Source organism: Mucilaginibacter sp., from assembly GCF_039925265.1.
Lineage (GTDB): Bacteria > Bacteroidota > Bacteroidia > Sphingobacteriales > Sphingobacteriaceae > Mucilaginibacter.
The window spans coordinates 1-25,254 of the sequence record NZ_JBDSZG010000017.1 but is presented as its reverse complement, the minus strand read 5'-3'; the positions used below and the strand labels follow the sequence as shown (position 1 = coordinate 25,254).

General features: G+C 44.3%; 16 protein-coding genes and 1 pseudogene. 14 read left to right on the top strand and 3 right to left on the bottom strand.

Annotation, left to right across the window (positions count from 1 at the left end):
* The first annotated feature begins 5 nt into the window (after window positions 1–5).
* The 12 genes from ABIX36_RS08955 (at window position 6) to ABIX36_RS08900 (ending at window position 19,791) form a co-directional block, all read left to right on the top strand.
* A complete protein-coding gene (locus ABIX36_RS08955; RefSeq protein WP_348081823.1) occupies window positions 6–1,493 on the top strand; it encodes a RagB/SusD family nutrient uptake outer membrane protein in 1,488 nt (495 codons plus the stop codon).
* 4 nt (window positions 1,494–1,497) lie between these two features.
* Window positions 1,498–2,175, top strand: coding sequence for a hypothetical protein (locus tag ABIX36_RS08950; RefSeq protein WP_348081822.1), 678 nt, complete (start codon window positions 1,498–1,500; stop codon window positions 2,173–2,175).
* An 8-nt stretch (window positions 2,176–2,183) separates the two neighbouring features.
* On the top strand, window positions 2,184–3,134 hold the full coding sequence (locus tag ABIX36_RS08945) for a hypothetical protein (protein ID WP_348081821.1): 951 nt from the start codon (window positions 2,184–2,186) through the stop codon (window positions 3,132–3,134).
* Window positions 3,135–3,254: 120 nt separating this feature from the next.
* Window positions 3,255–6,842, top strand: coding sequence for a family 43 glycosylhydrolase (locus ABIX36_RS08940; RefSeq protein WP_348081820.1), 3,588 nt, complete (start codon window positions 3,255–3,257; stop codon window positions 6,840–6,842).
* A gap of 25 nt (window positions 6,843–6,867) precedes the next feature.
* Complete coding sequence (locus ABIX36_RS08935; protein ID WP_348081819.1) at window positions 6,868–7,164, top strand: hypothetical protein; 297 nt, start codon at window positions 6,868–6,870, stop codon at window positions 7,162–7,164.
* Between the two features lie 285 nt (window positions 7,165–7,449).
* A complete protein-coding gene (locus ABIX36_RS08930; protein WP_348081818.1) occupies window positions 7,450–8,043 on the top strand; it encodes an RNA polymerase sigma-70 factor in 594 nt (197 codons plus the stop codon).
* A gap of 109 nt (window positions 8,044–8,152) precedes the next feature.
* Complete coding sequence (locus ABIX36_RS08925) at window positions 8,153–9,406, top strand: FecR family protein (protein ID WP_348081817.1); 1,254 nt, start codon at window positions 8,153–8,155, stop codon at window positions 9,404–9,406.
* 273 nt (window positions 9,407–9,679) lie between these two features.
* Entirely contained in the window at window positions 9,680–12,925 is a 3,246-nt protein-coding gene (locus ABIX36_RS08920; protein ID WP_348081816.1) for a TonB-dependent receptor, read from the top strand.
* A gap of 10 nt (window positions 12,926–12,935) precedes the next feature.
* The gene (locus ABIX36_RS08915) at window positions 12,936–14,615 is read left to right on the top strand and encodes a RagB/SusD family nutrient uptake outer membrane protein (RefSeq protein WP_348081815.1); all 1,680 of its coding nucleotides are present in this window, start codon (window positions 12,936–12,938) and stop codon (window positions 14,613–14,615) included.
* 102 nt (window positions 14,616–14,717) lie between these two features.
* Entirely contained in the window at window positions 14,718–16,745 is a 2,028-nt protein-coding gene (locus ABIX36_RS08910) for an FAD-dependent oxidoreductase (RefSeq protein WP_348081814.1), read from the top strand.
* Between the two features lie 11 nt (window positions 16,746–16,756).
* On the top strand, window positions 16,757–18,664 hold the full coding sequence (locus ABIX36_RS08905; protein WP_348081813.1) for an FAD-dependent oxidoreductase: 1,908 nt from the start codon (window positions 16,757–16,759) through the stop codon (window positions 18,662–18,664).
* 491 nt (window positions 18,665–19,155) lie between these two features.
* Entirely contained in the window at window positions 19,156–19,791 is a 636-nt protein-coding gene (locus ABIX36_RS08900; protein ID WP_348081812.1) for a hypothetical protein, read from the top strand.
* Window positions 19,792–19,930: 139 nt separating this feature from the next.
* Here the strand turns inward: ABIX36_RS08900 and ABIX36_RS08895 are convergent, their stop codons facing one another.
* Both ABIX36_RS08895 and ABIX36_RS08890 read right to left on the bottom strand, forming a co-directional pair.
* Window positions 19,931–20,458 (bottom strand): transposase, encoded by a 528-nt coding sequence (locus ABIX36_RS08895; protein WP_348081811.1) that lies wholly within the window; start codon window positions 20,456–20,458, stop codon window positions 19,931–19,933.
* Between the two features lie 113 nt (window positions 20,459–20,571).
* Window positions 20,572–22,068 (bottom strand): hypothetical protein, encoded by a 1,497-nt coding sequence (locus ABIX36_RS08890; RefSeq protein ID WP_348081810.1) that lies wholly within the window; start codon window positions 22,066–22,068, stop codon window positions 20,572–20,574.
* Between the two features lie 293 nt (window positions 22,069–22,361).
* Here ABIX36_RS08890 and yiaA point away from each other — a divergent pair, with 293 nt between their 5' ends.
* Window positions 22,362–22,667 carry an inner membrane protein YiaA gene (gene yiaA, locus ABIX36_RS08885; protein ID WP_348081809.1) on the top strand — a complete coding sequence of 102 codons (306 nt, stop codon included), beginning with the start codon at window positions 22,362–22,364 and terminating at the stop codon, window positions 22,665–22,667.
* Between the two features lie 159 nt (window positions 22,668–22,826).
* Here the strand turns inward: yiaA and infC are convergent.
* Window positions 22,827–23,099: pseudogene (gene infC / locus ABIX36_RS08880) on the bottom strand (translation initiation factor IF-3); the annotation flags it as partial.
* Window positions 23,100–23,450: 351 nt separating this feature from the next.
* Here infC and ABIX36_RS08875 point away from each other — a divergent pair.
* The gene (locus ABIX36_RS08875) at window positions 23,451–25,139 is read left to right on the top strand and encodes an AAA family ATPase (RefSeq protein WP_348081808.1); all 1,689 of its coding nucleotides are present in this window, start codon (window positions 23,451–23,453) and stop codon (window positions 25,137–25,139) included.
* The last annotated feature ends 115 nt before the right edge of the window (window positions 25,140–25,254 follow it).

The following is a 25,254-nucleotide window of genomic DNA, read 5'->3' as shown; positions in this document are numbered from 1 at the left end:
AAAAAATGAAAAGGATATATAGCATAGCGATACTTTTTAGTATAAGCATATTAACTTTTTCCTGCAAGAAATTTCTTGACCTGAAGCCGATAAGCACGCCCATCACTAACGATTTTTTTAAAACGGCCAATGAGGCAAACAGCGCCGTTGCAGGTTGTTATTCGCTGCTGCGTAATGCACTGAACAATAAGACGGTAACCTTTTATGCCTATGGCGATATCCCCTCAGATGAATATAGCGCCTTTGGCGGAGTTGAAGATATGACAGACGTTGGCAATGTGAACTGGTCATTACCGGTGCCGGCTACAGCTGATTATCGCACCATGATCAACCTGCGCAGGTGGGATAATTTTTACAGGGTGGTTGATAACGCCAACTTGTGTATACAAAATATCCCAACAATTGACTTTTCAACCGATAATTCAGGCAATGATCCGGTTGTTACCAAAAACAACTTGCTGGGCGAGGCTTATTTTATGCGGGCCTTTACCTACTTCTATATGTCGCGGGTTTGGGGCGATGTGCCGCTGGTTATTAAAAGCGTAAACGCCGGCGATGCCGTTAGTACCGCCAGGGCACCGCAGGCAACTGTTTTAGCGCAATGCATCAGTGATTTAAAAACGGCTATACCGTTGATGCAGTATGGTTATGTAAATTCAAATAACCGGGCCATACGGGCAAACCGCGGCAGCGCATTTGCCTTGCTTGCCCATATTTACGCGTGGCAGCAAGATTATCAGAAGTGTGCCGAGGCGGCAGATTCGGTCATCACCAAGGGTAACTACCAATTGGTTGACAGGGGCAGCGTGGGTTATTTAAGTATTTTTAAAGGCCAGTCTACAGAGGGCATCTTTGAAATAAGCCAAAATGCCGCAAACGAGGGTTCTACTTCGGGCATCCCGTTTTTTACAACAAAAGCGCCTTACAATACGCTCATTAACGGTAATTCGGTATTTACCATCAACTCCGATCACCTGGATAACCTTTTTGCAGATACTGCCGATTTGAGGCTACAACATGCATTCGCTTTCCGGGGCACTACTGATCCTATTTGTATCAAATATTCCAACTTTCAGTATACCCAGCAAAACACCAACCAAATAGCTGTAGCTTATAACAACCTCATCGTCTTCCGCCTTTCAGATATCATTTTACTACGGGCCGAAGCTTTGGCGGCAACAGGCCAGGCTACTGTAGCCATTGGCCTGCTAAACCAGATCCGTACAGCTGCCGGGATAGAACCTTACACCCTGAGCGACGGAGAGCTGTTTGAAGCCATAATAGATGAACGTGGCAGGGAATTGTTTTTAGAAGGACATCGGTTTTACGACCTGGTACGTTTGGCGCGCCAAAGAAGTATAGTACAGTTTGGCGATGCGAAAATGAGCCTGTCTGAATTTACGAGAGGCAAATATTATTGGCCAATAGACCCTATCCTGATAACACTTGATAACAGTTTAAAACAAACACCTTACTGGTCATCAAAATTGTAATAACATGAAAACTATCAAACTAACATATTGCATTTTTACGCTCGCGCTGGCCATATTAGCCATAAGCACAGGCTGTAAAAAAACATACATTACCGACGAAGGCGTTCATAGTGCCAAAACATCATTAAGCACGTTTGATTACCTTCAAAATCACCCTTATCATATTTTTGATACGCTCACCACTATCATTAAGCATTATAACATGCAGGATGAGGTAAACAAAGCCGGTACTTTTTTCGCGGCTACCGATTATTCCATCAACCGGTATTTGTCTTTACAAAACAGGCGGGTGCAAATGATTGATGAAAATGCCAAATTTACTATGGATAGCCTGTACGCCCGGCTCACGCCCGATTCGCTCAGGCAATACCTGTTTACAAAGCAAATAAAGCTCACCGATTTTACCGACGAACTGATACACGAAAATGTCAACCTGGCTAAAATATCCTGCGGTATCCGAAGGATCAAGAGTACGGATGGTGCTTACTATCAGTATTCATCCGCGCCGGTTTACTTTTTGTATTACGTAAAAATAAATGGGGCAGTTGATGTGCCCGGGCAATTGCCTACACCGGCAAACCCGGTCGATGTAACCGTTTCCTGCCAAACACAGGGTATCGAAACATCGTCCGGTGGAGTTCTGCATGTGTTATCCAACACCCATACTTTTGTGACCTTTTAACCTATAACATGATGAAAAAGAACTTTATATATTTATCATATTTCGCTTTTATACTTTTAGCCGCATTTTGGGGATGTAAAAAGCCGGAGGTTGGTTATATAAGCAATAACCTCAACTATAGCCCGCAATTGCTGATAGTACCGCAAGGTATTACCATGTATTCCAACGCTATTAATTCTGATCAGTCCACACAGCCTTTAACCGTAAAATTACTGTCGATAAGGAATCGGCTTACCGGTAAAGAAGCGACTGATATGCTAAAATTAGATACGATAACCACATTCTCCGGGCAAATAACGGATGCCGATTCTACACTGGCATTATTAAATGCAAAGATCAGCAAAAGCCTGAAGCCACCGTTTAATATAAACCCTTTGGGTGGCCGGCTCGAATTTAGCACGGCAACGATCAATGTCGATTCTGGGTTTTATGATATCGATGTGGAGGTAAGTAATCAACGCGGTACTAAAACATTAATTAACGCTTGCCAGATACAGCTGGTTGCCAAAATAAACTCCTCTATCGGCGGCACATTTTCTTCTTATTCAGATGTTGGGGCAGAAACCAACTTTATATCATTGCCCAACCCCTTAACAACTGTTACCCGTGTTGCATCCGGGCCTAATAAAGTGATCATTAAAGTGGTAGACCGTAACGGGGTGGAGTTTGATCCTTCGGCGGGCCAGGTGATCAACCGTGGCGACAGGGGTAATTACGCCCAAATGAATCCCTACTACCCGGTTGTGAAAACAGCTACCGGCATGGAGTGGGGTTTCCCTGTTTTACCAAACGGTTTTCCCATTAAGCAGGGCGCTAACGGTACATTGTGTTATTATCGCATACCGGGAGCTTTCAACACATTAAACAAAAATATTAACCTGGCGTTCGATGCGTTTAAAGTGTTTTCTCCGGGTACCTATACGCTTACCATTACCCTGCCCACTATTACAAAAAAATAAATAATATAATAGTTTGATCCTTGTTAATTTAGTTGAACCAAAGACGGCCGTAATGCAATTGCACGCGGCCTCTTTGGCGCAATAGAAATGATAAAAAAAGGGTTACTTATACTTTCCTGCATGAGTTTACAACGTTGTGTTTTACTGCCTGTAATTCTTTTTACATTCTTTATCGCCATAAAGGCTTCCGGGCAAAACCAGGCCTTAGCGGCCGGTAATGGCAATCCAATAATTCCCGGCTATTTTGCCGACCCAACGATAAAGAAGTTTGGAGATACCTTTTACCTGTATGCAACAACCGATGGTAACGGTGGAGGCCTGGGGCCATCGCAGGTATGGACCTCTAAAGATTTTGTGAACTGGACCATGCAGGACATGAACTGGCCCACCACCCATAACTATTGGGCACCGGATGCAACGCTGGGTAACGACGGGAAGTATTACCTGTATTATTGCCAGCCAACCGTTGAAATATATGGTGCATCGGCTTCAACGCCAATTGGGCCCTGGACGCCTTTGTATGCCGATAATAAACCCGTGCTAACCAATTTATACGTACCGGGCGTAATAACGCTGGATGGGCAAACTTTTAGGGACGACGACGGTAAATTTTACATGGTATGGGGTACCTGGGGTATATACCCTGGCTACGGTTGCGGGGTGGGGCTTTTAAACCCCGATATGAAAACGTTTGCTAAAACGGCGAAGATCCCCAATACCGATGCAAAAGATTTTTTTGAAGGCGCTTTCATGTTTAAGCGGAAAGGTATTTATTACCTGATGTATTCATCCGGTTTTTGCGAAAATGAAACCTACCGCGTGCAGTATGCCACAAGTAAAACCGGCCCGATGGACGGCTATGTGTATGGAAAGAACAGCCCGATACTCACCACTAATGCCGATGGAACGGTTCACGGGCCCGGCCACAACTCAGTATTACGGGTTGGGGATGATTATTACATTGTATATCACCGCCATAATAACCCGCATTCGGGTGGTGGGTATCACCGGCAGATCAGTGCAGATAAGCTGGTTTTTGATGCCGATGGCAATATTGAAAAGGTGATCCCAACGCATACCGGGATAGGCCTGCTGGCTAAAACCACCAACCCTTATCCAAACCTGGCGTACCAAAAAAAGGTAACCGCTTCTTCTTTTTATAACGACGATTATAAACCGCAGTTCGCGGCAGATGATAACAACGGCACTTTGTGGAAACCTAAAAATAACAGTACCGCACCGGCATGGTTGCAGGTTGACCTTGGCGCTGTAACTACTGTAAAGAAAGTGCTTACGCAGTTTGAATACGCCACCTGGTATTACCAATATTTTATTGAATACTCCATCAATGGAAAGGATTGGCAAATTTTTGCTGATAAAAGGAATAGCCGCTGGCATGGTAGCCCCGCGATCGACGAAAAGGAGGTAAAGGCAAGGTACATCAGGCTTACCATAACCGGGACCGGGTATCCCGGCTTGTATAAAGCGGTTTGGAATTTAAAAGTGTTCGGCGGCGGAGATCATGAGGTTGTTCCGGCTAATATAAATCCGCCGGCAGAGCGGCCTAAATTTACCCAGCAGGGTTTGGTTGTTGATGTTGATGCGGAGAGCCTGCAGCCGGGAACCATAATAAAGCAATGGGCCAATAAAGGCAGCCTCGGCGGTTCTTTTAAAACGGACGGCAAGTCGCCCTATGTAGACTTTGTTGCGGGCAAAAAAACAGTCATTTTTAAAGCCGGACAAACTTTGAGTTCCAACTTTAAGGTGCCACCCTCGCTGGCCGGTAACAACAGCTACACCGTTTGCTTTTGGGCTTACACAGGCGAGGTGAAAAAAGAAAACCCGGTGCTCGACTGGGGCGGAGGAGGCGATGACCTATCAGGTGCTGCTTTTGGTTATGGGAGCAACCCCGATATGGGGGCTGCTTTGCATAGGGGATGGGCCGACCTTCCATATAAAAAAGATGCTGACCTTGCCGGCAAGTGGCATTACGTGGCGATCAGTTTCGATGGCACTTTTGAGAACGTATATATTGATGGCAGGTTAAATAACCAGGAGAATAAAATGCTTTTTGTAAAACCGGCGGCTAAATTTCTGATCGGTGGTCAGCACGAGGGCCCTGCCCGTTTTTCCGGAGCGATAGCTTCTCTGCAGGTTTATGACAGGGCTTTATCGCACGCCGGGATAAAAGCGATTTTTAACCGTGCCGCACAACCAGACGTTGCCATTTATTTTGATGCCGCTAAATTGCCGTACGGCCAATTGAAAAGCTGGGATAATGACGGCGACGAAAAGACCCGTTTTGTGCCAACCGGTACTCCACCCGAGGTGAAGGACGCAGCCGGAAGGATCGCCGTTTTTATAGATCCTAAACATTCCCTGGTATTGGATAAACGCTTCTCCATTGGGAACAACTACAGCGTAGCAGCAATGGTATACAGCAGTACAGCTCAGCAGGATGTGTTTGTGAGTGGCTTTAAACCCACCCAAATAAAGAATAGCGATGGTTTAAAATTTAATGCCGGTGCAGGAAAATGGCACCTGCTTATTAAAACGTTTAAAGGTAACGTGGTGAGTGATTACCTGGACGGCCGTTTGACAGGGACAAAACGGCAAGCGGTAACCGCACAAACAAAGGGTGCGTTTACCCTGGGGGCCGAAGACCTATATGGTTTTACCGGGTCGGTAGCCAGCCTTGGGGTTTATAAACACGCGCTCACGGGTACAGAGATAGGTGCCCTGGTTGCTACCTGGCGTCAAAATATGCACCCGCCGGCAGGGGCCACCCTGGTATATAAAAAACTCCCCCATGCCTTATCACCCAAAATGATAGCCTTGGAGGCGGGTTCGGCTGATCAGTCTGCCGACTTGCAATACTATTTTTCGGGTGGGGAAGAGTCTACTCCCCGTAACTGGACCGATAACCCCTATTATATCAATTACGGGCTTTCTCCGGATAAAACTTACGAGTATACATACAAGGTAAAGGATTACTTTGGCAATGTTGCCGGCCCTTCCGCTTTGGCTACAACAAGCACCGATCTATCGCAGTTTGCGATAGCCGCCGATGCCTTTTCGACCAATAAAGACTTTACTAACGGCGATGTAACTGGTACAATATGGGACGCGATGATGGGTAAAGGCGCAGCCATTACCAAGGTAGAGGCAATAGCAAACGACCACACGCTGCGAATGAGCTCTGTTGGCACCAATTGGGATGGTAACCTGCCATACGGCCCCTTTTTATATAAAAAAGTTGAAGGAGATTTTGTGGCAGAGGTGGAGATAAGTGATGTAACCGGCCTTGAGGAAAAGAAAGTAGTAGGAAATCATGAGGCGGGGCTGATGGTGCGGTTAGCGGGGGAGGGAGTTGGTGACAATCAACACGAGCAGCTTTTACAGAATGGTGTTTTCCCGGCCTGGAGCGTAGGCAATATGCTTACTAACCTGGTTGACGGTGACCGCCGGCAAACCAATAACCAATCCTCGTGGAACTTTGACCGTTACGTGCAGATCCAGCGCAGCGGAGACCTATTTTATCTGCGTACCAGTAAAGATAATACTAACTGGACCGATCTTCCCGGGAGCCCGGTTTTACGCGCAGATATGAACAAAAAGGCCGTACAGGTTGGCTTGTACCAATGTACCTATGGCCCCCGACCCGGCTTCGGGTACTTCAGAAATTTTAAACTGGTTTCTATCAAATAACGGGGGCACTAAGCTGTCAGTTTAAATGAAACTATGCCGCTTAGGCTATGGAACGCTCTTCTTCCGGGAAGTTGTGGTTAGCCAGCTGGCTGATGACCTGGTTGCGGCTCTGGCCTTTGATCCGCATCAGAAATTCCACCGGGCCACCTTCCGCGCCGCAACCAAAACATTTAAATACATTGTTTTGCGGGTTTACCATGAGGGAAGTTGTTTCATCGTGGTGGAACGGACAGCGGCCTTTCAGCGCTTTTCGGCTCGCCCGGAGCAGAATATGTTCAGAGGCGATCTCAACGAGGTTCAGGTTGTGGGGCATAGAAATTAAATGACGCCCTCAAACATAACCAATGGTATTTTTTTGTGCAACGGTTGTGGAAAAATAGGATGAGGATGCCGGCAAAGCTGATGGCAGCGTGTCAGCCGCCCGCGTTCACACTTCCTTTCGGCAAACCATTATTGCAAGAATAGTGAAAATCAACGCTCCTTTTTAACCCGCGCAATACGGCCTTATAACCCGGCTTTTTATTAATTGGATATTTTAATTTTAAAATAAGTACGTGATATTTATTATTACATTTGTTTACCAATTATTATAAAACCTGAATTTTTAATGACCGAACATGACGATGAACGGGCACTAATACTACGTATTATTGAAGGTGACCGCTCGGCCTTTAGTGCCCTTTATTCCCGGTATTTGCCTATGCTTTACCGGTATGTGTACTTGTTTACCAAATCAAAGGAAACAAGCGAGGATATCGTGCACAACGTCTTTATAAAAATTTGGGAGCATCGTGCATCGTTAAACAGTATAAATTGTTTTAAGGCTTACCTGTACCATTGCGCTAAAAACCTGCTGCTTGATGAGATACGGAGGAATCAAACCAGGGAGAGAGTACTGTTATTGATCACAGATACTGACGAAAAAACAGGGGAGGAGCTGGAAGCAAATATTATTTACGGGGAGTATTACCAAATAGCCCAGGATGCTATAAATCTTTTGCCCGAAAGAAGGAAATTGATAGTAGAAATGCGCACCAAAGAAGATCTTAGTTTGGATGAGATCGCTCAAAAATTACATATATCTAAGTTTGTTGTTAAAAAACAGCTGTATAGTGGCCTGCACTTTATAAAAGCCCACCTGCAAAAACATGCGGAATTTACCTTGTTCCTGGCCTTGTTTCTCGCCTCTTTTGATCTGTAGCATCAATTCATTGCTCAAAAAATAGTTTCCATTTTAAAACAGCGTATCCCGGAAAAAAAAATATTTTTTCCGGGGGGTTCTTTTGCCGGGTTCGTTCGTCTCTACAATAATGATGGACGAAAAATCGCGCAATGAGTTCCTGGAAAAGTATTTAGCTAACCAGCATACCGAGCAGGAGCATGAATTATTTATGGAGTGGCTTAATGCCGCGCCATTAAAAGAAGTACAGCCGATGATTGAAAAATATCAGGCTGCTACTCAAAAAAGGCAGGAACCTGAACCGGGCCAGTACGCAGATCTGTCCCGCCGGATAGAAGAAAGTATAGACGGATTGCATAATGAGGTTCAGCAAAGCGGGCGCGTTATAAAATTATGGACGTCTGTTAAAAAGATAGCATCAGTTGCCGCTGTTGTTATCTTATGCGCTTTCGCCCTCATCTATTTCCTCACTTCACCAAATCAGGAAAAACCACTTGTTGTTAAAACTAAGCCTGTAAATCATAAAGTGCTTCCCGGCGGCAACAAGGCCATGCTCACCCTTGCCGATGGCTCGAGCATCTTACTTGGATCGGCACCTAACGGTGTATTGGCCAAGCAGGCTAATATTGATATCCGTAAAGCTACAGCAGGTAATATTATATACGATGCTTCAAACACCTTAAAGCCCGGTGCGCCTGTATTATATAATACTATTACTACCCCGCGCGGCGGGCAATACCAGGTCACGCTATCTGATGGTACTAAAGTTTGGCTTAATGCGGCTTCGTCGTTAAAATTCCCGGCGGTATTTTCAGCTAACGAGCGCGTAGTGGAACTAACAGGTGAGGCTTATTTTGAAGTGGCAAAGCTTGCCGGTCCTTCAATTGCCGGGCATAGTGGCGGCCGCATTCCATTCAGAGTAATTACGGCCCGCCAAACCGTTGAAGTGTTGGGTACTCACTTTAATATCAACGCCTATGCTGATGAATCAACCATCAACACTACCTTATTGGAAGGTAGTGTAAAAGTGATCCAGGCCGAAACCAATAACTCACAACTTTTAAAACCGGGCCAACAAGCAAAGCTGCGCGACAATATCCGCGTTTTAAACGTGGATGCCTCGGAAGCAATAGCGTGGAAGAATGGCTATTTCAATTTCTCTCATGAAAATATCGGAAGTATTATGCGCCAGGTATCGCGCTGGTACGATGTCAATATCCAATACGAAGGGGAGGTTACACAGGAAGGATTTGTGGGAACCATATCCAAATTTAAAGATGTAGCACAGGTATTGGACATGCTGCAATTAACAGGATCTGTACACTTTAAAACCGAAAATGACCCGGGAGTGGCCGGGAAGAAGAGGATAATAATTATGCCATAAACAACACAGCAATGCACTCTGGAAAATATGAAGGTTCCGCTGGCCGGCGGAACCTCAAAGTGTCTGGAATTAGCATATAAATCGTCGACTAACAACCTATTAACCAATTAAAACCAAACATTCAAATGTATGAATTTTTTTACTCAAACCGGGTATAAGCTCTCTGCTTATGGCCTTTACAAAATGCCTAACGTTGCAAATTTGAAGCTCTTTAGCTGCAATTCTGCAAATAAAAGAAAGATCATTATGCGAATAAATTTAACATTTGCTTTTTTGATTACCATTCTTCTGCAGCTGAGCCTTGCTGCGGATGCACAAAAAGTAACATTAAAAAAAGAAAATGCCTCGCTGGAGGATGTTTTAAAAGAGATTCGAAAGCAAACCAATTACAACTTTTTGTACACCGATGAGATGATGAAGGGTACCAGGAAGGTGGATGTACAATTTAAGGATGCATCGCTTGAGGAGGCCCTTACATATAGCTTTTCCGGTCAGCCATTAACGTATTCCATCAGCCAGCAAACGGTTGTCATCCGGCGCCTGCCTAAATCTACAGGGCAGGTTTTGGAGGTACCGTTGCCACCGCTTTTAATTAACGGCAGCGTAACCGATACGCTTGGGAGATCGCTCCCGGGTGTTAACGTAAAGCTTAAAGGCTCCACCTTAGGTACAACTACGGGTAACGATGGGCAGTATTCATTAACTATTCCGGAGAGTAACGGCATCCTGATCTTTAGCTATTTGGGGTTTACCACACAGGAAATACAAGTGAATGGCAAAAGCACCATCAACGTGCGGCTTAAAGAACGGTCATCGGCACTAAATGAGGTAGTTGTTGTAGGTTACGGCACGCAAAAGAAAGTGAATTTAACGGGTTCCGTTTCGGTAATACCCGGCAAGGACCTCGCCACCCGCCCGGTTGGCCAAACATCGGCCGCTTTAGCGGGTATTGCGCCCGGTGTAACCGTTATTCAAAACTCGGGCAGGCCCGGCGGCGACGCGGCAATCATTCGGGTACGTGGGGTAGGGACAACCGGCAATTCTGACCCTTTGGTACTGATTGACGGGATAGAGGGCACCATGAATAACATTGACGCTAATATCATTGAATCTATATCCATTTTAAAAGATGCTGCATCGGCGTCAATTTATGGTTCGCGTGCGGCAAACGGCGTTATTTTAATTACCACCAAGCGTGGATCAGGCAAAAAAGCGGGTGTAAATGGCATTACTTATAATAGTTATGCAGGCTGGCAAAGGCCAACTAATATGCCCGATGTGGTAAGCGGACTTGACCATATGCTGCTGCTGAATGAGGCATACACCAATGTAGGCAGAACCCAGTTGTATCCCAATGACCTGATAGAGCAATACCGCGCGCAAAACGGCGTGAGTTCAGATAAATACCCAAATACCGACTGGCAGAAAAAGGTATTAACGGGTTCCGGCTTTCAGCAAAGTCATTTTTTAACCATCGATGGGGGTACGGAGAACATCAGGGTGTTTACCTCAGTGGGCTATTTTGATCAGAAAGGTATTATTGAGAATTCGAGCTACCGCCGTTACACGGTGCGTAACAATACAGATATTACTTTTTCGAAAAAGTTAAGCATGAAGTTCGATCTGCAGTTTGTTAACGGCATCACCAAAGAGCCGGCCATAGGTACAGGCAATGTATTTAACTATATGGATGGGATCCCCGCCAACCAGTTAGACCGAAATTCTAACGGCACCTGGGGCATAGGCTGGAACGGGTTAAACCCCGTTGCTGCCAGTATAGATGGTGGTACAAACCAAACCACCAGCCCATCCGGAATTATTAATGCTTCCCTAAATTACCGCCCGGTAGAATGGTTAACAGCGGAGTTCACCATCGCGCCAAAACTGGGCGAGGCGATAGGAAAAAATTTCAACAAGTCGATCCAAACCTATTATCCCGATGGTTCCATAGGTTATAAGTCGCCTGCGTTAACCTCCCTAACCGAGAGTAACAGCCGCTCTATTTACAATAATTTCAGAGCCACGCTAACAGCGGATAAAGGTGTTGGTTTCCATACGTTTAAAATGCTTTTGGGTGCTTCGCAGGAAGATTACCATAATGATTTTATAAGCGCGTTCCGCGATACCTATATCTTGCCGAATTATCCGGTGATCAATGCAGGTTCAGCCGTAAACCAGCAGACATCAGGCTCCTCCGAAGAATGGGCGTTAAGATCGTTTTTCGGCCGGATAAACTATGATTACAAGCAAAAATACTTATTAGAAGTGAGTGGACGTTATGATGGCTCTTCCCGTTTTTTATCAGGAAAAAAATACGCTTTTTTTCCTTCGGCATCCGCAGGATGGCGGATATCGCAGGAAAAGTTCATGGAGCCTCTAAAAAGGGTAGTTGATGAATTAAAGTTAAGGGCATCATGGGGGCGCTTAGGTAACCAAAATATAGGTAATTATCCATCTACCACATCGGTGGATCTGGGGTCGGGTGTGCTGGGAAAACAAGTTGTAGGCGTAGCTGCGTTGAATAATCTGGCTAACGGGGATATCAGCTGGGAAACCACGGAAATGTCTGATATCGGTATCGAAGCGGTTTTATTCTCCAACTTAACCATTACAGCCGACTACTACGTCAGGAAAACAAAAGACATATTGTTAAATCTGAATATTCCATTAATTATTGGCTTAAATGCTCCGGCTCAAAACGCAGGGGTAGTAAGTAACAAAGGTTGGGAAGTTGGTATAGGTTATAGGGGGAACGTAAGCGACTTTAAGTATAATATAAACGTTAACCTTTCGGATGTTATTAATAAAGTAGTTGATCTGCGCGGAATAAACCAAACCGGCCTGTTGGTTAGCAGGGAAGGATACGCGTATAACTCTGTATATGGCCTACAGGCAGAAGGTTTCTTTAAAGACGCACAGGATGTAGCAGGCCACGCAAAACAATTCGGCACGGTTGCTCCGGGCGATCTTAAGTATAAAGATCAGAACAACGACGGCATTATTAACGATAATGATAAGGTAGTTTTAGGCAGCACTATTCCGCGTTATACCTTCGGGGTTAACTTCAACGGTTCGTACAAAGGGGTCGACCTGAGCTTCCTTTTGCAGGGAGTGGGTAAGGGGAATTCGTACCTGTATGGGCCCGGCATTATGCCATTTAGCGTAGGTAATTTAGGCGGTACCATACTGGAACCCAACAAAGACAGGTGGACACCTGCCACACCTAACGCCAAATATCCAAGGCTTGCGTTCGGTGAATCCAATAACGAGCAAAACTCAAGTTTTTGGATGAAGGATGCCTCTTACATGAGGCTTAAAAATGTCCAGTTAGGGTACACTTTTCCTGCCTCCATATCCGGTTTGGCCGGGATCAAAAAACTGCGGCTGTATGTAAACGGATCAAACCTGTTCACCATTGACAAGTTCTGGGATGGTTTTGATGTAGAATCTCCTGTTGGAACGGTAAGCGTTTATCCGCAGGTTAAAGTTTACAGTTTTGGTTTAAGCGCTAATTTTTAATTTTTTAAAGATGAAAAAGAATATAAAATATTTTTTATTGATCACGATACTGGTGTTTGCAAGCACTGCTTGTAAAAAAGATTACCTGGACAAAGTGCCCTTATCCGGCCCCTCAAACCAATCATTCTTCACCAGCCAGGACGAACTGGTGCTGGCTGTGAATGGCATATACAGTTCAATGGCCATCAGCCCGAGCGATAATATGCCTTACAATACCACCATAGATGCCGCAACCGATATTAATTGGGACCGTAACACCAGCGGCCTGCAGGCTATAGGCAAAGGGATCCAGGATAGCAATAGCGACTATGCGTTGAACCTTTGGAGTTCGTTTTACAAGCTTATTGCACGTTGCAATTTTATATTGGATAATGCAGAGAAAGTAAAAAGTGTAGTTACGCCGGCTATTTTTGCCCGGTCTGTTGCCGAAGCCCGTTTTGGAAGAGCTTACGCTTACCAGAACCTGATAGAGCTTTACGGTGGCGTTCCGCTGGTAACAAAAGTGCTGGCTTTAAGCGAGGCCCAGGTACCCAGAAATACTAAGGACGAAGTATTGACTTTTGTGCTTACCGAGTTGGAAGAAGCGTCAAAAGATTTGCCGGTAACTTACGGCGCAGCTGATGTAGGCCGCGCAACCAAAGGTGCTGCACTTGCTTTAAAGGCCCGTGCGGCGTTGTTTAATGGTAAATGGGATATTGCCGCCACGGCAGCTAAAGCGGTGATGGATTTAAATACTTATACCCTGAATTCCAGTTTTAGCGACCTGTTCACTTATAACGGTCAAAACTCAAAAGAGATCATTTTTTCTCTGCAGTATTTAAAAACTGCCAAGAAAACACACTCGGTACCCCGCAACCTGTTATCCAGGAACGGACAGGGCACATCTAACAAAGTACCTTCACAATCACTTGTGGATTCCTACGAATGTACCGATGGATTGACAATTGATCAATCGCCGCTGTACAACCCCGCAAAACCATTTTTAAACCGCGACCCAAGGCTTGGCTTTACAGTGGCTTTACCGGGTTCTACTTATTTCAATTTTCAATTTGAAACGCATAAGGACAGCTTGAAGTGCTGGAATTATAATACCAGCCCGGCTACAAGAATAGACAACCAGGATGCTCTAAACGCTTTTGCTACGTTTACCGGATATTGCTGGCGCAAATACGTGGACCTGACGGATAAGGTAGATGTGGCCAATTCGGAGATGAACATTATTTTGGTAAGGTATGCAGAAGTATTGCTAACCTATGCCGAGGCTAAAATAGAAAGCGGTTCGATAGATGCGAGCGTTTACGCTGCTATTAACAGTGTGAGGCAAAGGCCGGGCGTAAACATGCCGGCAATTCCATCAGGCTTATCGGCGACTGAACTCCGGTCTATAGTACACAAAGAACGGATGTACGAATTTGCGATGGAGGGGCTGCGCTTATTCGACATAAGGCGATGGAAAATAGCCGAACAGGTAATGGCGGGGCCTTTTTATGGCCGTATCCCTAAAGGGTTATTAGCCACTGCCCCGGTTATAGATGCAAACGGGATAGCAAATTATGCAAGTGTACCCAATAAGGGAGATATGCGTGTAATAGAAACCCGGCTGTTCAATGCAAGTCGCGATTACCTTTGGCCTATTCCAAATATCGAGATCGTTACCAATCCAAAGCTGGTACAAAACCCTGGCTACTAAGCCGGCGGTATTGTTTAATGAATTTTAAAGGGCCTGCTGTTTACAGCAGCGGGCCATCTTTCAGAATAAATTTCATGTTATCCCTATAACAAACAATTAGTGATGAAAAAACGTCAAAGTAACATAGCCCTGCTCATGCTTGCACTAAGCTTTTTTATTGCAGCAGATGCGCGGGCTCAAAAAGGAAATAAAATAGCGGTAGACGTGTGCATATATGGCGGCACATCCGCAGGCGTAATTGCGGCGTATACAGCAAAAAAAATGGGTAAAACCGTTCTGCTGATAGAGCCCGGTAAACATTTAGGCGGGATGACGTCAGGCGGTTTGGGCTACACTGATATTGGTAATAAGTACGTTGTTACCGGCCTCGCCCGCGATTTTTACCGCCGCGTTGGCGATCATTATAAAAAATTTGAGCAATGGGTGTTTGAACCCAAAGTTGCCGAGGGCATATTTAACGATTATGTAAAACGGGCGAGTTTTAGCGTAATGTACAATAATCGCATTATCAAGGTAAATAAAGCAGGGAATAAGCTGCAGGAGATTGTAGTGGAAAACACCGCCCCGCTGGCTAAAGCTAACCACAGTTCAATCAGGGCAAAGGTATTTATCGATTGTACCTACGAAGGTGACCTGATGGCCATGGCCGGCGTTGCCTACAGCGTTGGAAGGGAGGCTAACAGTGCCTATAACGAGACCATTAACGGTGTTGAACTGATGGAAGGGCACCAGTTCCCCGGAGGCATCGATCCGTATATTGTGCCCGGACAGCCCCAAAGTGGACTTTTATGGGGTGTTGGCGGCCAGCAGCTGCTGGCTACAGGGGCCGGGGATAAAAAGGTACAGGCTTATAACTTCCGCATCACGCTAACCAACGTTCCCGAAAATCGCATTACCATTACCAAACCCGAAAATTACGACCCTAAGAAATATGAATTGTTGATCCGCCTGAAGGAGAAGAAGCCATGGAAAGCGCTGAGCGATGTGTTTATATGGAGCTTGATGCCAAACGGTAAAACAGATATCAATAATAAAGGTGGTTTTTCTACCGATATGATCGGGATGAACTGGGAATACCCGGATGCCGATTACAGCAAAAGGGCAGTGCTGTGGAAAGCACATGAAGATTACACAAAGGGCCTTTTATATTTTGTTGGAAACGACCCCCGCATACCCGATAATATTAGGGAGGAAATGAAGAAATGGGGATACCCAAAAGATGAGTTTACCGACAGCCATAACTGGACACCGCAGCTCTATATCCGCGAAGCGCGCCGCATGATTGGCGAACTGGTGATGACCCAGCATCATTGCCAGGGAAAGGAAGTAGTTACCGACGGGGTTGGAATGGCCGCTTATACCATGGATTCGCATAATTGCGACCGCCTTGTTGTAAACGGGCAGGTAAAAAACGAGGGTAATGTGGAAGTTGGTGGTTTTGGGCCTTACCCAATTTCCTACCGTGCAATAATCCCAAAAGAAAAAGAGGCTGATAATTTATTTGTACCGGTATGTTTATCGGCCACCCATATTGCCTATGGCTCTATCAGAATGGAACCGGTATTTATGGTTTTGGGCCAGTCTGCAGCCGTAGCCGCCTGCCAGGCTATCGACAAAAAGATCTCCGTTCAGCGGGTAAATGTGGCGGCAGTACAAATGGCGTTAAGGGCCGATCCGCTTGCAGATAAAAGTATACCGGAATTGTTGGTTGATAATAGCGACAGTACTCATGTACAAATAACAGGCAACTGGAAAATGGAAAAAAGTGGCGGTTATGGTCCGTCATTTTTGTCAGATACTTCCAAAGCGTCGTCGTTTGCTTCTGTCCGGTTTATGCCGGCAGTGGTTAAAGATGGCGTATACCATGTGTATTCCTATTTTCCCAAAGTGAAAAACGCCGCGGCGAAAACTACCATCGTTGTTTATGACGGGCGAAAGGCTACCGAAAAAACAATAAACCAGTCGGATATACAGGTGCAGGGCCAAACATCCGGCGAATGGGTGTCGCTGGGCGAGTATGATCTTTCGAGCGGGAATAAAGCTTATGTGCAGGTTTCCAATCAAAGCTCGGATGGGGCCATCATCGCCGACGCTGTTCTGTTTATCCCTGTTAAAAAAGCTACTTTATAACATTAGCCGCTATGCACAAAACTCAATTTAAAATAAAACTGCTGTTGGCTATCTGTATGTGGTTTACCCTGGCGGCTCATGCACAGCCAGCCGCATCGGGCCTAAAAGTTCAAAAGTACGACCTCGTAATTGTAGGAGGGACGCCGGCAGGGATCATGGCTGCTATTGCAGCTGCAAGGCTGGGCAAAACATCCGTTATTTTGGAGCGCACCGCGCATGTTGGTGGTTTGCCTGCTAACGGACTGGGAGCAACCGACATAGCTACACGTGGCGCAACCACGGGTTTGTTCACGGAGTTTGTTGCCCGTGTAAAAAGGTATTATACGGATAAGTATGGCGCGGCATCCGAACAGGTAAAAGCCTGCAGCGACGGTTATCATTTTGAACCATCGGTTGCCGAACAAATATTTGGGGCGATGTTAAAAGAAGGCAGCGGTAAAATAACCGTGCTTAAAATGCGCCAGTTTGATGCTGAACCTCAAAGCATTGAGCTGATAAGCGGCAAAATAACCCGCGTAACCGTACTGAACCGGGAGACGAAGGAAATGGAAGCATTTGCCGGTTCTGTTTTTATAGATGCCACGTATGAAGGAGACCTTGGGGCGGCTGCCAAAATACCGTTTAGGGTTGGCCGCGAGGGCAAAGATGAATTTAATGAGCCGGGCGCTGGTCGTGTTTATAAATATTGGGGAGGGGCCGAAGGGCCGGGTACCACCAACCAGGCAGATAATGCGGTACAATCTTATAATTACAGGATCTGCCTCACCAATGATGCATCCAATAGCATAGCTGTTGAAAAGCCCGCTAAATACAACCGGGACGAATATGTGTCTATGATTGAAGATGTTTGGACAGGTAAAAACACCGGCGTGCAAATGCAGGAGGTTAGCGCCGCAATGATGGAAGATAACCGTAAAACACTTGCTGGTGGAGGCATAACAAAAATACCGGGCGATAGGTGGGGGATAGGCAAGATCACCAATATGGTGCCCCTTCCCAACCATAAAACCGACGGCAATAACCAGCATATGGCCTTTATATCTACCGATCTGCCGGAAGAAAACTGGCCCTGGCCCACGTCCGACTGGGCTTGGCGCGATACTTTCGCACAACGCTTAAAAGAATACACCCTCGGCCTTATTTATTTTGCCCAAAATGATAAAGAACTCCCGGAGAGTTTTCGCAAAGCAACAAAGGAATGGGGCCTGGCTAAGGATGAGTATACCGATAACGGCAATTTCCCTCGACAGGTTTATATCCGCGAAGGGCGCCGCTTTGAAGCAACGTATTTTTTTACGGCAAAAGACGCGATAGCGGTATCGCCCGGTAAACGGCCGCCTGTGCATCCTTCCAGCGTAACCGCAAGCCATTACGCGCTGGATTCGCACGCCGTAAGGAAACGCGAACCGGGCAAAATTCATCTTGATGGGTTCATTAGCTATCCCACATCAGTTTACACGGTACCACTGGGCGTAATGGTTCCAAAACAGGTAGATAATTTAATTCTCCCGGTGCCGGTATCAGGCAGTCATATAGGGTTTTCTACTATCCGGATGGAGCCCTGCTGGATGGCCCTTGGGCAGGCCGCCGGGATAGCCGCATCGTTAGCAATTGATAACCATAGCAGTATAAAAAGTGTAAACAATGATCTGTTACAGAATACATTGATCGATCAAAAAGCAACTTTAATATACTACAAAGATATCGACCCATCCAGTCCAGATTTTAAAATGGTGCAATTGATGGGTTTAAAAGGTTACCTGCCCGATTGGGAAGCGCGTTTAGATGCCCCGGTTGATAACCAACAGGCAGCATTATGGTGTAAGTTATCAGGTTTAAAAACAAAATTTAACCCGGGTATAACCACCCGCCGGGAAATGCTAACTAAAATATATAAATCAACAAGTAAAGTGAAATGAGGCGGGTTAAAGATACTGCCGGTTAAACTTAAAGAAATATTGCTGCGGTGGCAGCTCAAAAGCAGCTGCGCGGTTACGGGAAATTGCAAGTTGGTTATGCGTACGATAGCATTTGCAAAAAATGGAAAGCCTTTAGTTGAAAAATTAAAGGCTTTTTACTTTTACGCGGTTCCCGGGGGTAATTGAATGAGGTTCTTAATTAAAATAACATTCAAGGGGTTGTATTGTAATTGGGGATTTCTGCTGAAAACTGAATGTTTTTTAGGCGGAAGTTGTAAACTTTACCCCGTAGAGGAGAGCTTTATGTATCGTGCTTTTAGGAGTGCTACCGGCGTGGCGGTGTCAACTGACCAAAGACAGAAACGTTTATTTACATGCCGCAGGTTGTACAGCACCTTTTTACAACCTATTCTTCTGTCCTAATAAAGCGCTATTCACCCTATAGGTTGAGACGACATGAGGCTACCTTGCAGAAACTTTAAACTCTTATTATGACAATACCAGCAATTAAATTACTACCAGATCCACCAGCTCCTAACGGCATTAACGATTTCCCATTTCCGCCACCGGCAAAGGTAATACTAACGATACCCCTGCCCAATCAAACCATTATTGAAAAGGAATATCCAATGAATGTTAGACTTGAAAAACGGATTACCAATCAGCAATTAGAATTCAAGCAACAATGGGTGCGTGTAAACAGTTGCACCATTACGCCTGATACGCCATTTACACAGGAAGATTCGGTAACTATCGGCGTGGCGATGAGTGTTGGGCTCCGTGAGGAATTTTCCGCCTCGCTTGGGTTAAAGGTGGGATCGTTTATTGATATAGGTGCAAAATTAAGCCTGTCACTCTCTGCTGAGGTATCGCTTGCAGCAGCCGTTACTAAAAAGAAGATCTTCAATGCCAAAACAGAGGTTGTTCGGGCGTCTTTTATGTGGTGGCAGCTTAAAAGCACCTACACGGTTACCGGAAATCGCCAGTGGGTTGTGGTCTTTCAAGGAAAAGACAACTTTGGTCAACAAGTTGATTTTACAAATCCGCTGGTATCTGACGAAGATGTGAGTGTCAGCACCCAATTCCCGGCATCAGTTGCTGCAAGCTTTTTAGTTTCCGACATTTAAACAAAACGGTATGCTGTAATGGCCTAAAATATTGTTTGTAAAAAGCCTTTAGTTGAGAAATTAAAGGCTTTTTGCTGTTACGCTTTTTTGCCGTTGTTGGTGTTGTCACCAACAACCCGCCATGCTTGTAGATAATTTGCTAATCGCTATAGTGCTTTAAGAAACCGAATATATCTATTCCCGTTTCGTAGTAACTTCCGGAGGAATATTTATAATCCTCCGGAAACTCAACTAAACGCCAGTTGTCTTGTAATGGATTGTTATGGATATAATCCAGCTTTTGCATAAAAACGTCCGGACTCCATAGGTCGATACTTAACGGGTTTCGTTCCCAAAACTGGTATTGCCTGTCTTTTGCGTTCACTATAAATTGAGCCAGGCGGCTATCCTTATTATCCAGCAGCTTGAATTTCATCTGTTGCGCGGTAAATTTCATGAACCGTTGTTGAACGGCAGATTGTTTATGTCCGTCTTGTATTTGCCATATCAAATGGATATGGTTCGGCATTATCACGAACCCATAAACCACAATGCTCTTTTCTTTTGATAAGAATTGAAGACTCCTGATAATGATGTCCTTATAAGCATCATCACGGAGTAAGGGTTTCCATTCCAAAATAGTTGCAGTAAAAAATTGGGCATGGTAGTCGAAATTGATGTCAGCCATTGGAACAATGTCGACAGTTTAAGCGAAAATTGCAATAGCGCAATGGAAGCTGAGTAATTGAATACAGGGCGTAGAATTGTTGGTGACAACACCAACAACGGCGAAAAAATAGTTTACGCTTGGTTGTCATTCTGTATCAATGTCAGCACCACTTGGTAAGCGGTCTTTTTCTCCCAGCGTGCTATCAGCCAGGCAATAAAGCTCAACGTGAAGATATCGTTATTTTCTTCGCTCTCAACCAGGTTCAAAACCTCCTTTCTATATGATATTTCAAAGGTCACATCGGGTTTTAACAGGTGCTTTTCAACCAGCTTCAAAAACAATAACACGCGCTCTTCCGAAGTTTTCAGCAGGTACTTCTTATATCGCCGCCTGAAGCTGGTTAGCCGGGACATGGCAAGCTCGACGTTAGAGAACTGTGCATGTACCAAAATTTCCATCAGGTATTTTCTGATGGTCCATAACATGCCCATTTTCTTTTCATACCAGGCATCGGAACGAGTTAGTAAAGTCAGTTGTTTCAAACTTCCGCGATTATTGCACAGCGCCAGAAACATGGTCAGGCATATTCGCACATCCTCGATATCTTCCGGTTTAGACCGATGTTTTGTATTGGATAGCGATTGCTGCAATAAAGCGATAGCATCGTCGGCAAAACCCGTGTAGAATAGGTTGAGCGCGGAGAGTAACTGATAGCGCAAATAAAACAGCGTATAATAAGGGGTATCGGTCAGCATCAGATCCATCATTTGCTTCAGATATGATGCACTTCTTGCAAAATCCTTTTGCCTCAGGTGAAAGTTTGCCAGGAAATACAGGATGGATATATGGTAAAAAAGGTATGATGATCTTTTATCCGCCTGGTTTATAAATTCATTCGTTCTGCTGATATAACGCTCTATCAACCCATAATTCTGCTGTATAGCAGCGTATTCATTCGCTATGAAAAGAATTTGGTAAATGGATTTATAGGACATCAGGTCTTCTTCGGAAATTTTGTATTTCCGTATCGTTGTCAACATCAGGGTCGTCAGATTAACGATCTTTCCTTCCAGGTGTATCTGCTGTAGTTCCTGTCTCAAAAAGGCGTAGGCCATATTTAGCCTGGCCTCGCGTTGCATATCCGCCTGGTTCTGCAGGAAGCGCGCGGTCAAAGCTTCCAGGTCTTCAGCTCCCGGCAGATGGGCATACTGTAGCTTTAGCAGCAAAAGCTCATTCAATAAATTAAACTGTTCCAAATGTTCGGCCAGTCGTTCAGCCTTATCCAGGCATTTGAATGCTATTTTAGCCACGTCGTTTTCTAACAGAAAACGGCCCGCCACCAGCAGGCGCAATGCATCGTAAGTGTCGGAATGGTTACTCTCAAAGGTTTTTTGCGATAGGAATAACAGTAAGTTATCCTGCAGCCGCTTACGTAAAGCATGGTATGCATCATTATTTTTCTTCGAATCGTAGAGCTGACTTAATCCGCTTATATCGTCAGTTTCTATCAAATCGAGTAATTGTAAATTTTTTACATCGCCCCGTTTGTTTTTCCGCTGTAAAAACTGCCTAAATAGCTTTTTATCGGTAGTGTTAAGCAGGTGGAGTAACTCCTGAATTGGGTCCATTTGGATATATTATTGTACTTAAAGATACTATAATTTTTGAAATATATCGTCAGTATTTTTCGCATTCTAACTTTTTTAGGCCTGCTTTACACCGCACATTTGCTTCCATATTAACAACTAAAACAAAACAACATGGAACCGCTACAAAACAGAACAGAAGGAAATTGAACCGCCGTAAAATATGGCGAGAACGTTAGAAACCCATTTAAACCTACAGGTGCATTTATCGGCGCCTCCTGGCTGGCCTGTTAACAGGGGTAACAGGGTACCTCATTGGCTTATGGAATGCAACTATGGATCTGAACGAAAAAGGCTATTATTTCACCATCTTATTATTTGGCTTATTCGCGGTGATCTCCGTACAAAAAAGCGTAAGGGACAGGTCTGAAGGACTTGCCGTGACTGATCTTTACTACGGCATTAGTTGGTTTGCCACTATTGCGGCAATGGTATTATTAACCATCGGCTTGTGGAATGCCGATCTCGCCCGAAGTGAAAAAGGTTTTTACGCCATGGCATTCTGCCTGAGTATGTTCTCGGCCATTGCCGTACAAAAAAATACCCGCGACGCAAAAATGTTTGAGGATAAAGAACTGTAACGTAGCGGTTACCACCCCGCAGCGCCTTGCCCCGGCAAGCCTGCGGGGTTTATTTAAGCGCACAATCTGATTCGAAAATAACCCAATGGGATCACCAAGCTTCAAACAAAACGTTTGAGGCTTTTTATTTATATAACTTGGCTGAAGATCCCCGCCCTGTTACCCGGCAATTTTTGGCGTAAAAAGCAAATATACTTCTCTGTAGTCTATAACCGAAGGGAATACGGCGTTGCCTTCGTCCTCCAAACTTTTGGCGATACGAAGCAACAGTTTTTCGCCAATCTCCGGGTGGGTGATTTCCTTCCCTTTGAGCACTACAATTATCTTAACCTGTTCCTTCTTTTTGAGAAAGGCGATGGCATGATCAACTTTATGTTGATAGTCCTCATCAGAGTGCATGTACCTGATCCTGATTTCTTTTGTCATAATTTGTTGGTTGTTATGCTGATCTCATCCTCATCCAATTTGCCGTCTTAAGCAGAAGCACAATCTACATAATTGAAGAGTACTTTTTGGTAATAATATTTTTTGCTTTCGTTGGTATTGACACCAACGAACCACGATGATTGTAGATAATGCGTTTATCCAACAAATGCAATAGTTGTAAATATGCGCTAACCGGGGTAGCGGGTTTTCATTAAATTGAGCAAATCCGGTAATTGTTGGTGACAACACCAACAACGGTGGAGAAGCCATAAGAGTTTATCAATGCAACTTCTAAGCAATAAAAGAAATTGTTAATGACGTATAATTATGTAGATTACCTTCATAACACCTAATTATATGAAAGCAGAAGTATATGTTAAAGAAATTGAATTCAAAAATGGTAAGAGATTGCCATTAGCCTCAAATGCCATTGTGGTATTTGTTGGGTCGAATAATGCTGGTAAAAGCCAAACATTGAGAGAAATAAATGACATCGCTAAAGTACCAAACCAGAGAAATTGTCTAATAGTAAATGGATTAACTTTTATTCGACAAGGAACCGAAGATGAGTTCTTGGCAAGGATTGAAGTTCATAGAAAAAACGACGCCTACCATTTCATAGAAAACGAATATAGCGTATCCTCCGACTCGGAACAGAGTCTTAGGCAATATTGGGCTAACTTTGACTCCCCACAATCTCCTGGGAGTAGGGCAAGAATCAATCGATATCTTGTAAACTATTTGACGACGAATGAAAGGCTATCACTAGTTAATCCACCCAAAAGTATAAATTATTTGACCGAATTTCCAAAGCATCCCATTCATCAACTCGCAATCAATGATAATAAAGAAACCCTATTCTCTGATAATTTTAAACGTGCGTTCGGCGAAGATGTAATTGCCAATCGTCTTGCCGGCTCGATTGTTACTCTTCATGTTGGACATAAGCCTTCTTATACAGTCGAACATGATCGTGTATCAATGAAATATCAACAGGAACTCGCGACATTAGGAATGTTACACGAACAAGGAGATGGAATGAAGAGCTTTGCAGGTGTGTTTCTTGGACTATTTATCGAAGATAATTCAATTAACTTAATAGACGAACCAGAGGCATTCCTCCATCCTCCTCAAGCGTCACTACTCGGTCAAATGATTGCGAAAAATCTTGAAAATGACAAACAGATATTCATCGCAACGCATAGTGAACACTTTCTTAAAGGTTTATTAGACCATGCGGGTGATCGGTTGGTGATCGTAAGGATTCAGCGCGATGGTACATCAAATAAAATTAATGTATTAAATAACACAGAAATACAATCTATTTGGAGCGATTCTTTGTTAAGGCATTCCAATATACTAGATGGACTATTCCACAATAAAGTTGTTTTATGTGAAAGCGACTCTGATAATAGATTCTTTTCGGCTATAGCAGCGAGCATTGTAGAGAAAGAAAACTTGTCTGCAAAGGATATTCTGTTTGTTCAATCCGGCGGAAAGCACAGATTCCCAGTTGTTATAAAAGCTTTGAACAAATTAGAAGTTCCTCTTATTATAATTGGTGATTTTGATTTGTACAACAACGAGGAACCCCTTAAGACGATTTACGAAGAAATGGGTGGCGAATGGAATGATATTAAAACCGATGTTAAAATTGTGAAACAATCTGTGGACCAAAAAAGACCCGAATTGGAAACGACTGATTTAAAGCAATCTATTGATAACTTATTCGCTGGGGTAACAGAAAGGATTATGCCTGAAGCTATAATAAAGAAAATTGAAAAAGAATTAAAAAAATCCTCGCCATGGGGGCAAGCGAAATCATCGGGTCGTGCTTATTTATCTTCGGGTGATCCCACCACCTCATTCGAAAAAGCACAAAAATTTCTAAAGTTAAAAGGTATACACATTCTAGATGTTGGTGAAATAGAAGCATTTGATAAAACCATTGGTGGAGTTCATGGACCAAAGTGGGTGAATGAAGTGTTAGCAAAAGATATAGTAACCGTGCCGGAATTACAATCCGCAAGAGACTTGAGGGTGTAAAATAAACTGTGTCAAAGTGTAATTAATTACCTTTAACATAGTTTAAGATGAAACAAGAAGAGTCGCTCGAGTACGAGCAAATGAAAAAGAAAGCCCTGGAGCAGCTTCGCTCGGG

Excerpts from the sequence above, each read along its gene's own strand:
- ABIX36_RS08915 (WP_348081815.1), top strand. The coding sequence starts at position 12,936 with ATGAAAAAGAATATAAAATATTTTTTATTGATCACGATACTGGTGTTT.
- ABIX36_RS08930 (WP_348081818.1), top strand. The coding sequence starts at position 7,450 with ATGACCGAACATGACGATGAACGGGCACTAATACTACGTATTATTGAA.
- ABIX36_RS08945 (WP_348081821.1), top strand. The coding sequence starts at position 2,184 with ATGATGAAAAAGAACTTTATATATTTATCATATTTCGCTTTTATACTT.
- ABIX36_RS08900 (WP_348081812.1), top strand. The coding sequence starts at position 19,156 with ATGACAATACCAGCAATTAAATTACTACCAGATCCACCAGCTCCTAAC.
- ABIX36_RS08890 (WP_348081810.1), bottom strand. The coding sequence starts at position 22,068 with ATGGACCCAATTCAGGAGTTACTCCACCTGCTTAACACTACCGATAAA.
- ABIX36_RS08925 (WP_348081817.1), top strand. The coding sequence starts at position 8,153 with ATGATGGACGAAAAATCGCGCAATGAGTTCCTGGAAAAGTATTTAGCT.
- ABIX36_RS08950 (WP_348081822.1), top strand. The coding sequence starts at position 1,498 with ATGAAAACTATCAAACTAACATATTGCATTTTTACGCTCGCGCTGGCC.
- ABIX36_RS08895 (WP_348081811.1), bottom strand. The coding sequence starts at position 20,458 with ATGGCTGACATCAATTTCGACTACCATGCCCAATTTTTTACTGCAACT.
- ABIX36_RS08935 (WP_348081819.1), top strand. The coding sequence starts at position 6,868 with ATGAAACTATGCCGCTTAGGCTATGGAACGCTCTTCTTCCGGGAAGTT.
- ABIX36_RS08910 (WP_348081814.1), top strand. The coding sequence starts at position 14,718 with ATGAAAAAACGTCAAAGTAACATAGCCCTGCTCATGCTTGCACTAAGC.
- ABIX36_RS08955 (WP_348081823.1), top strand. The coding sequence starts at position 6 with ATGAAAAGGATATATAGCATAGCGATACTTTTTAGTATAAGCATATTA.
- ABIX36_RS08875 (WP_348081808.1), top strand. The coding sequence starts at position 23,451 with ATGAAAGCAGAAGTATATGTTAAAGAAATTGAATTCAAAAATGGTAAG.
- ABIX36_RS08905 (WP_348081813.1), top strand. The coding sequence starts at position 16,757 with ATGCACAAAACTCAATTTAAAATAAAACTGCTGTTGGCTATCTGTATG.
- yiaA (WP_348081809.1), top strand. The coding sequence starts at position 22,362 with ATGGATCTGAACGAAAAAGGCTATTATTTCACCATCTTATTATTTGGC.
- ABIX36_RS08940 (WP_348081820.1), top strand. The coding sequence starts at position 3,255 with ATGAGTTTACAACGTTGTGTTTTACTGCCTGTAATTCTTTTTACATTC.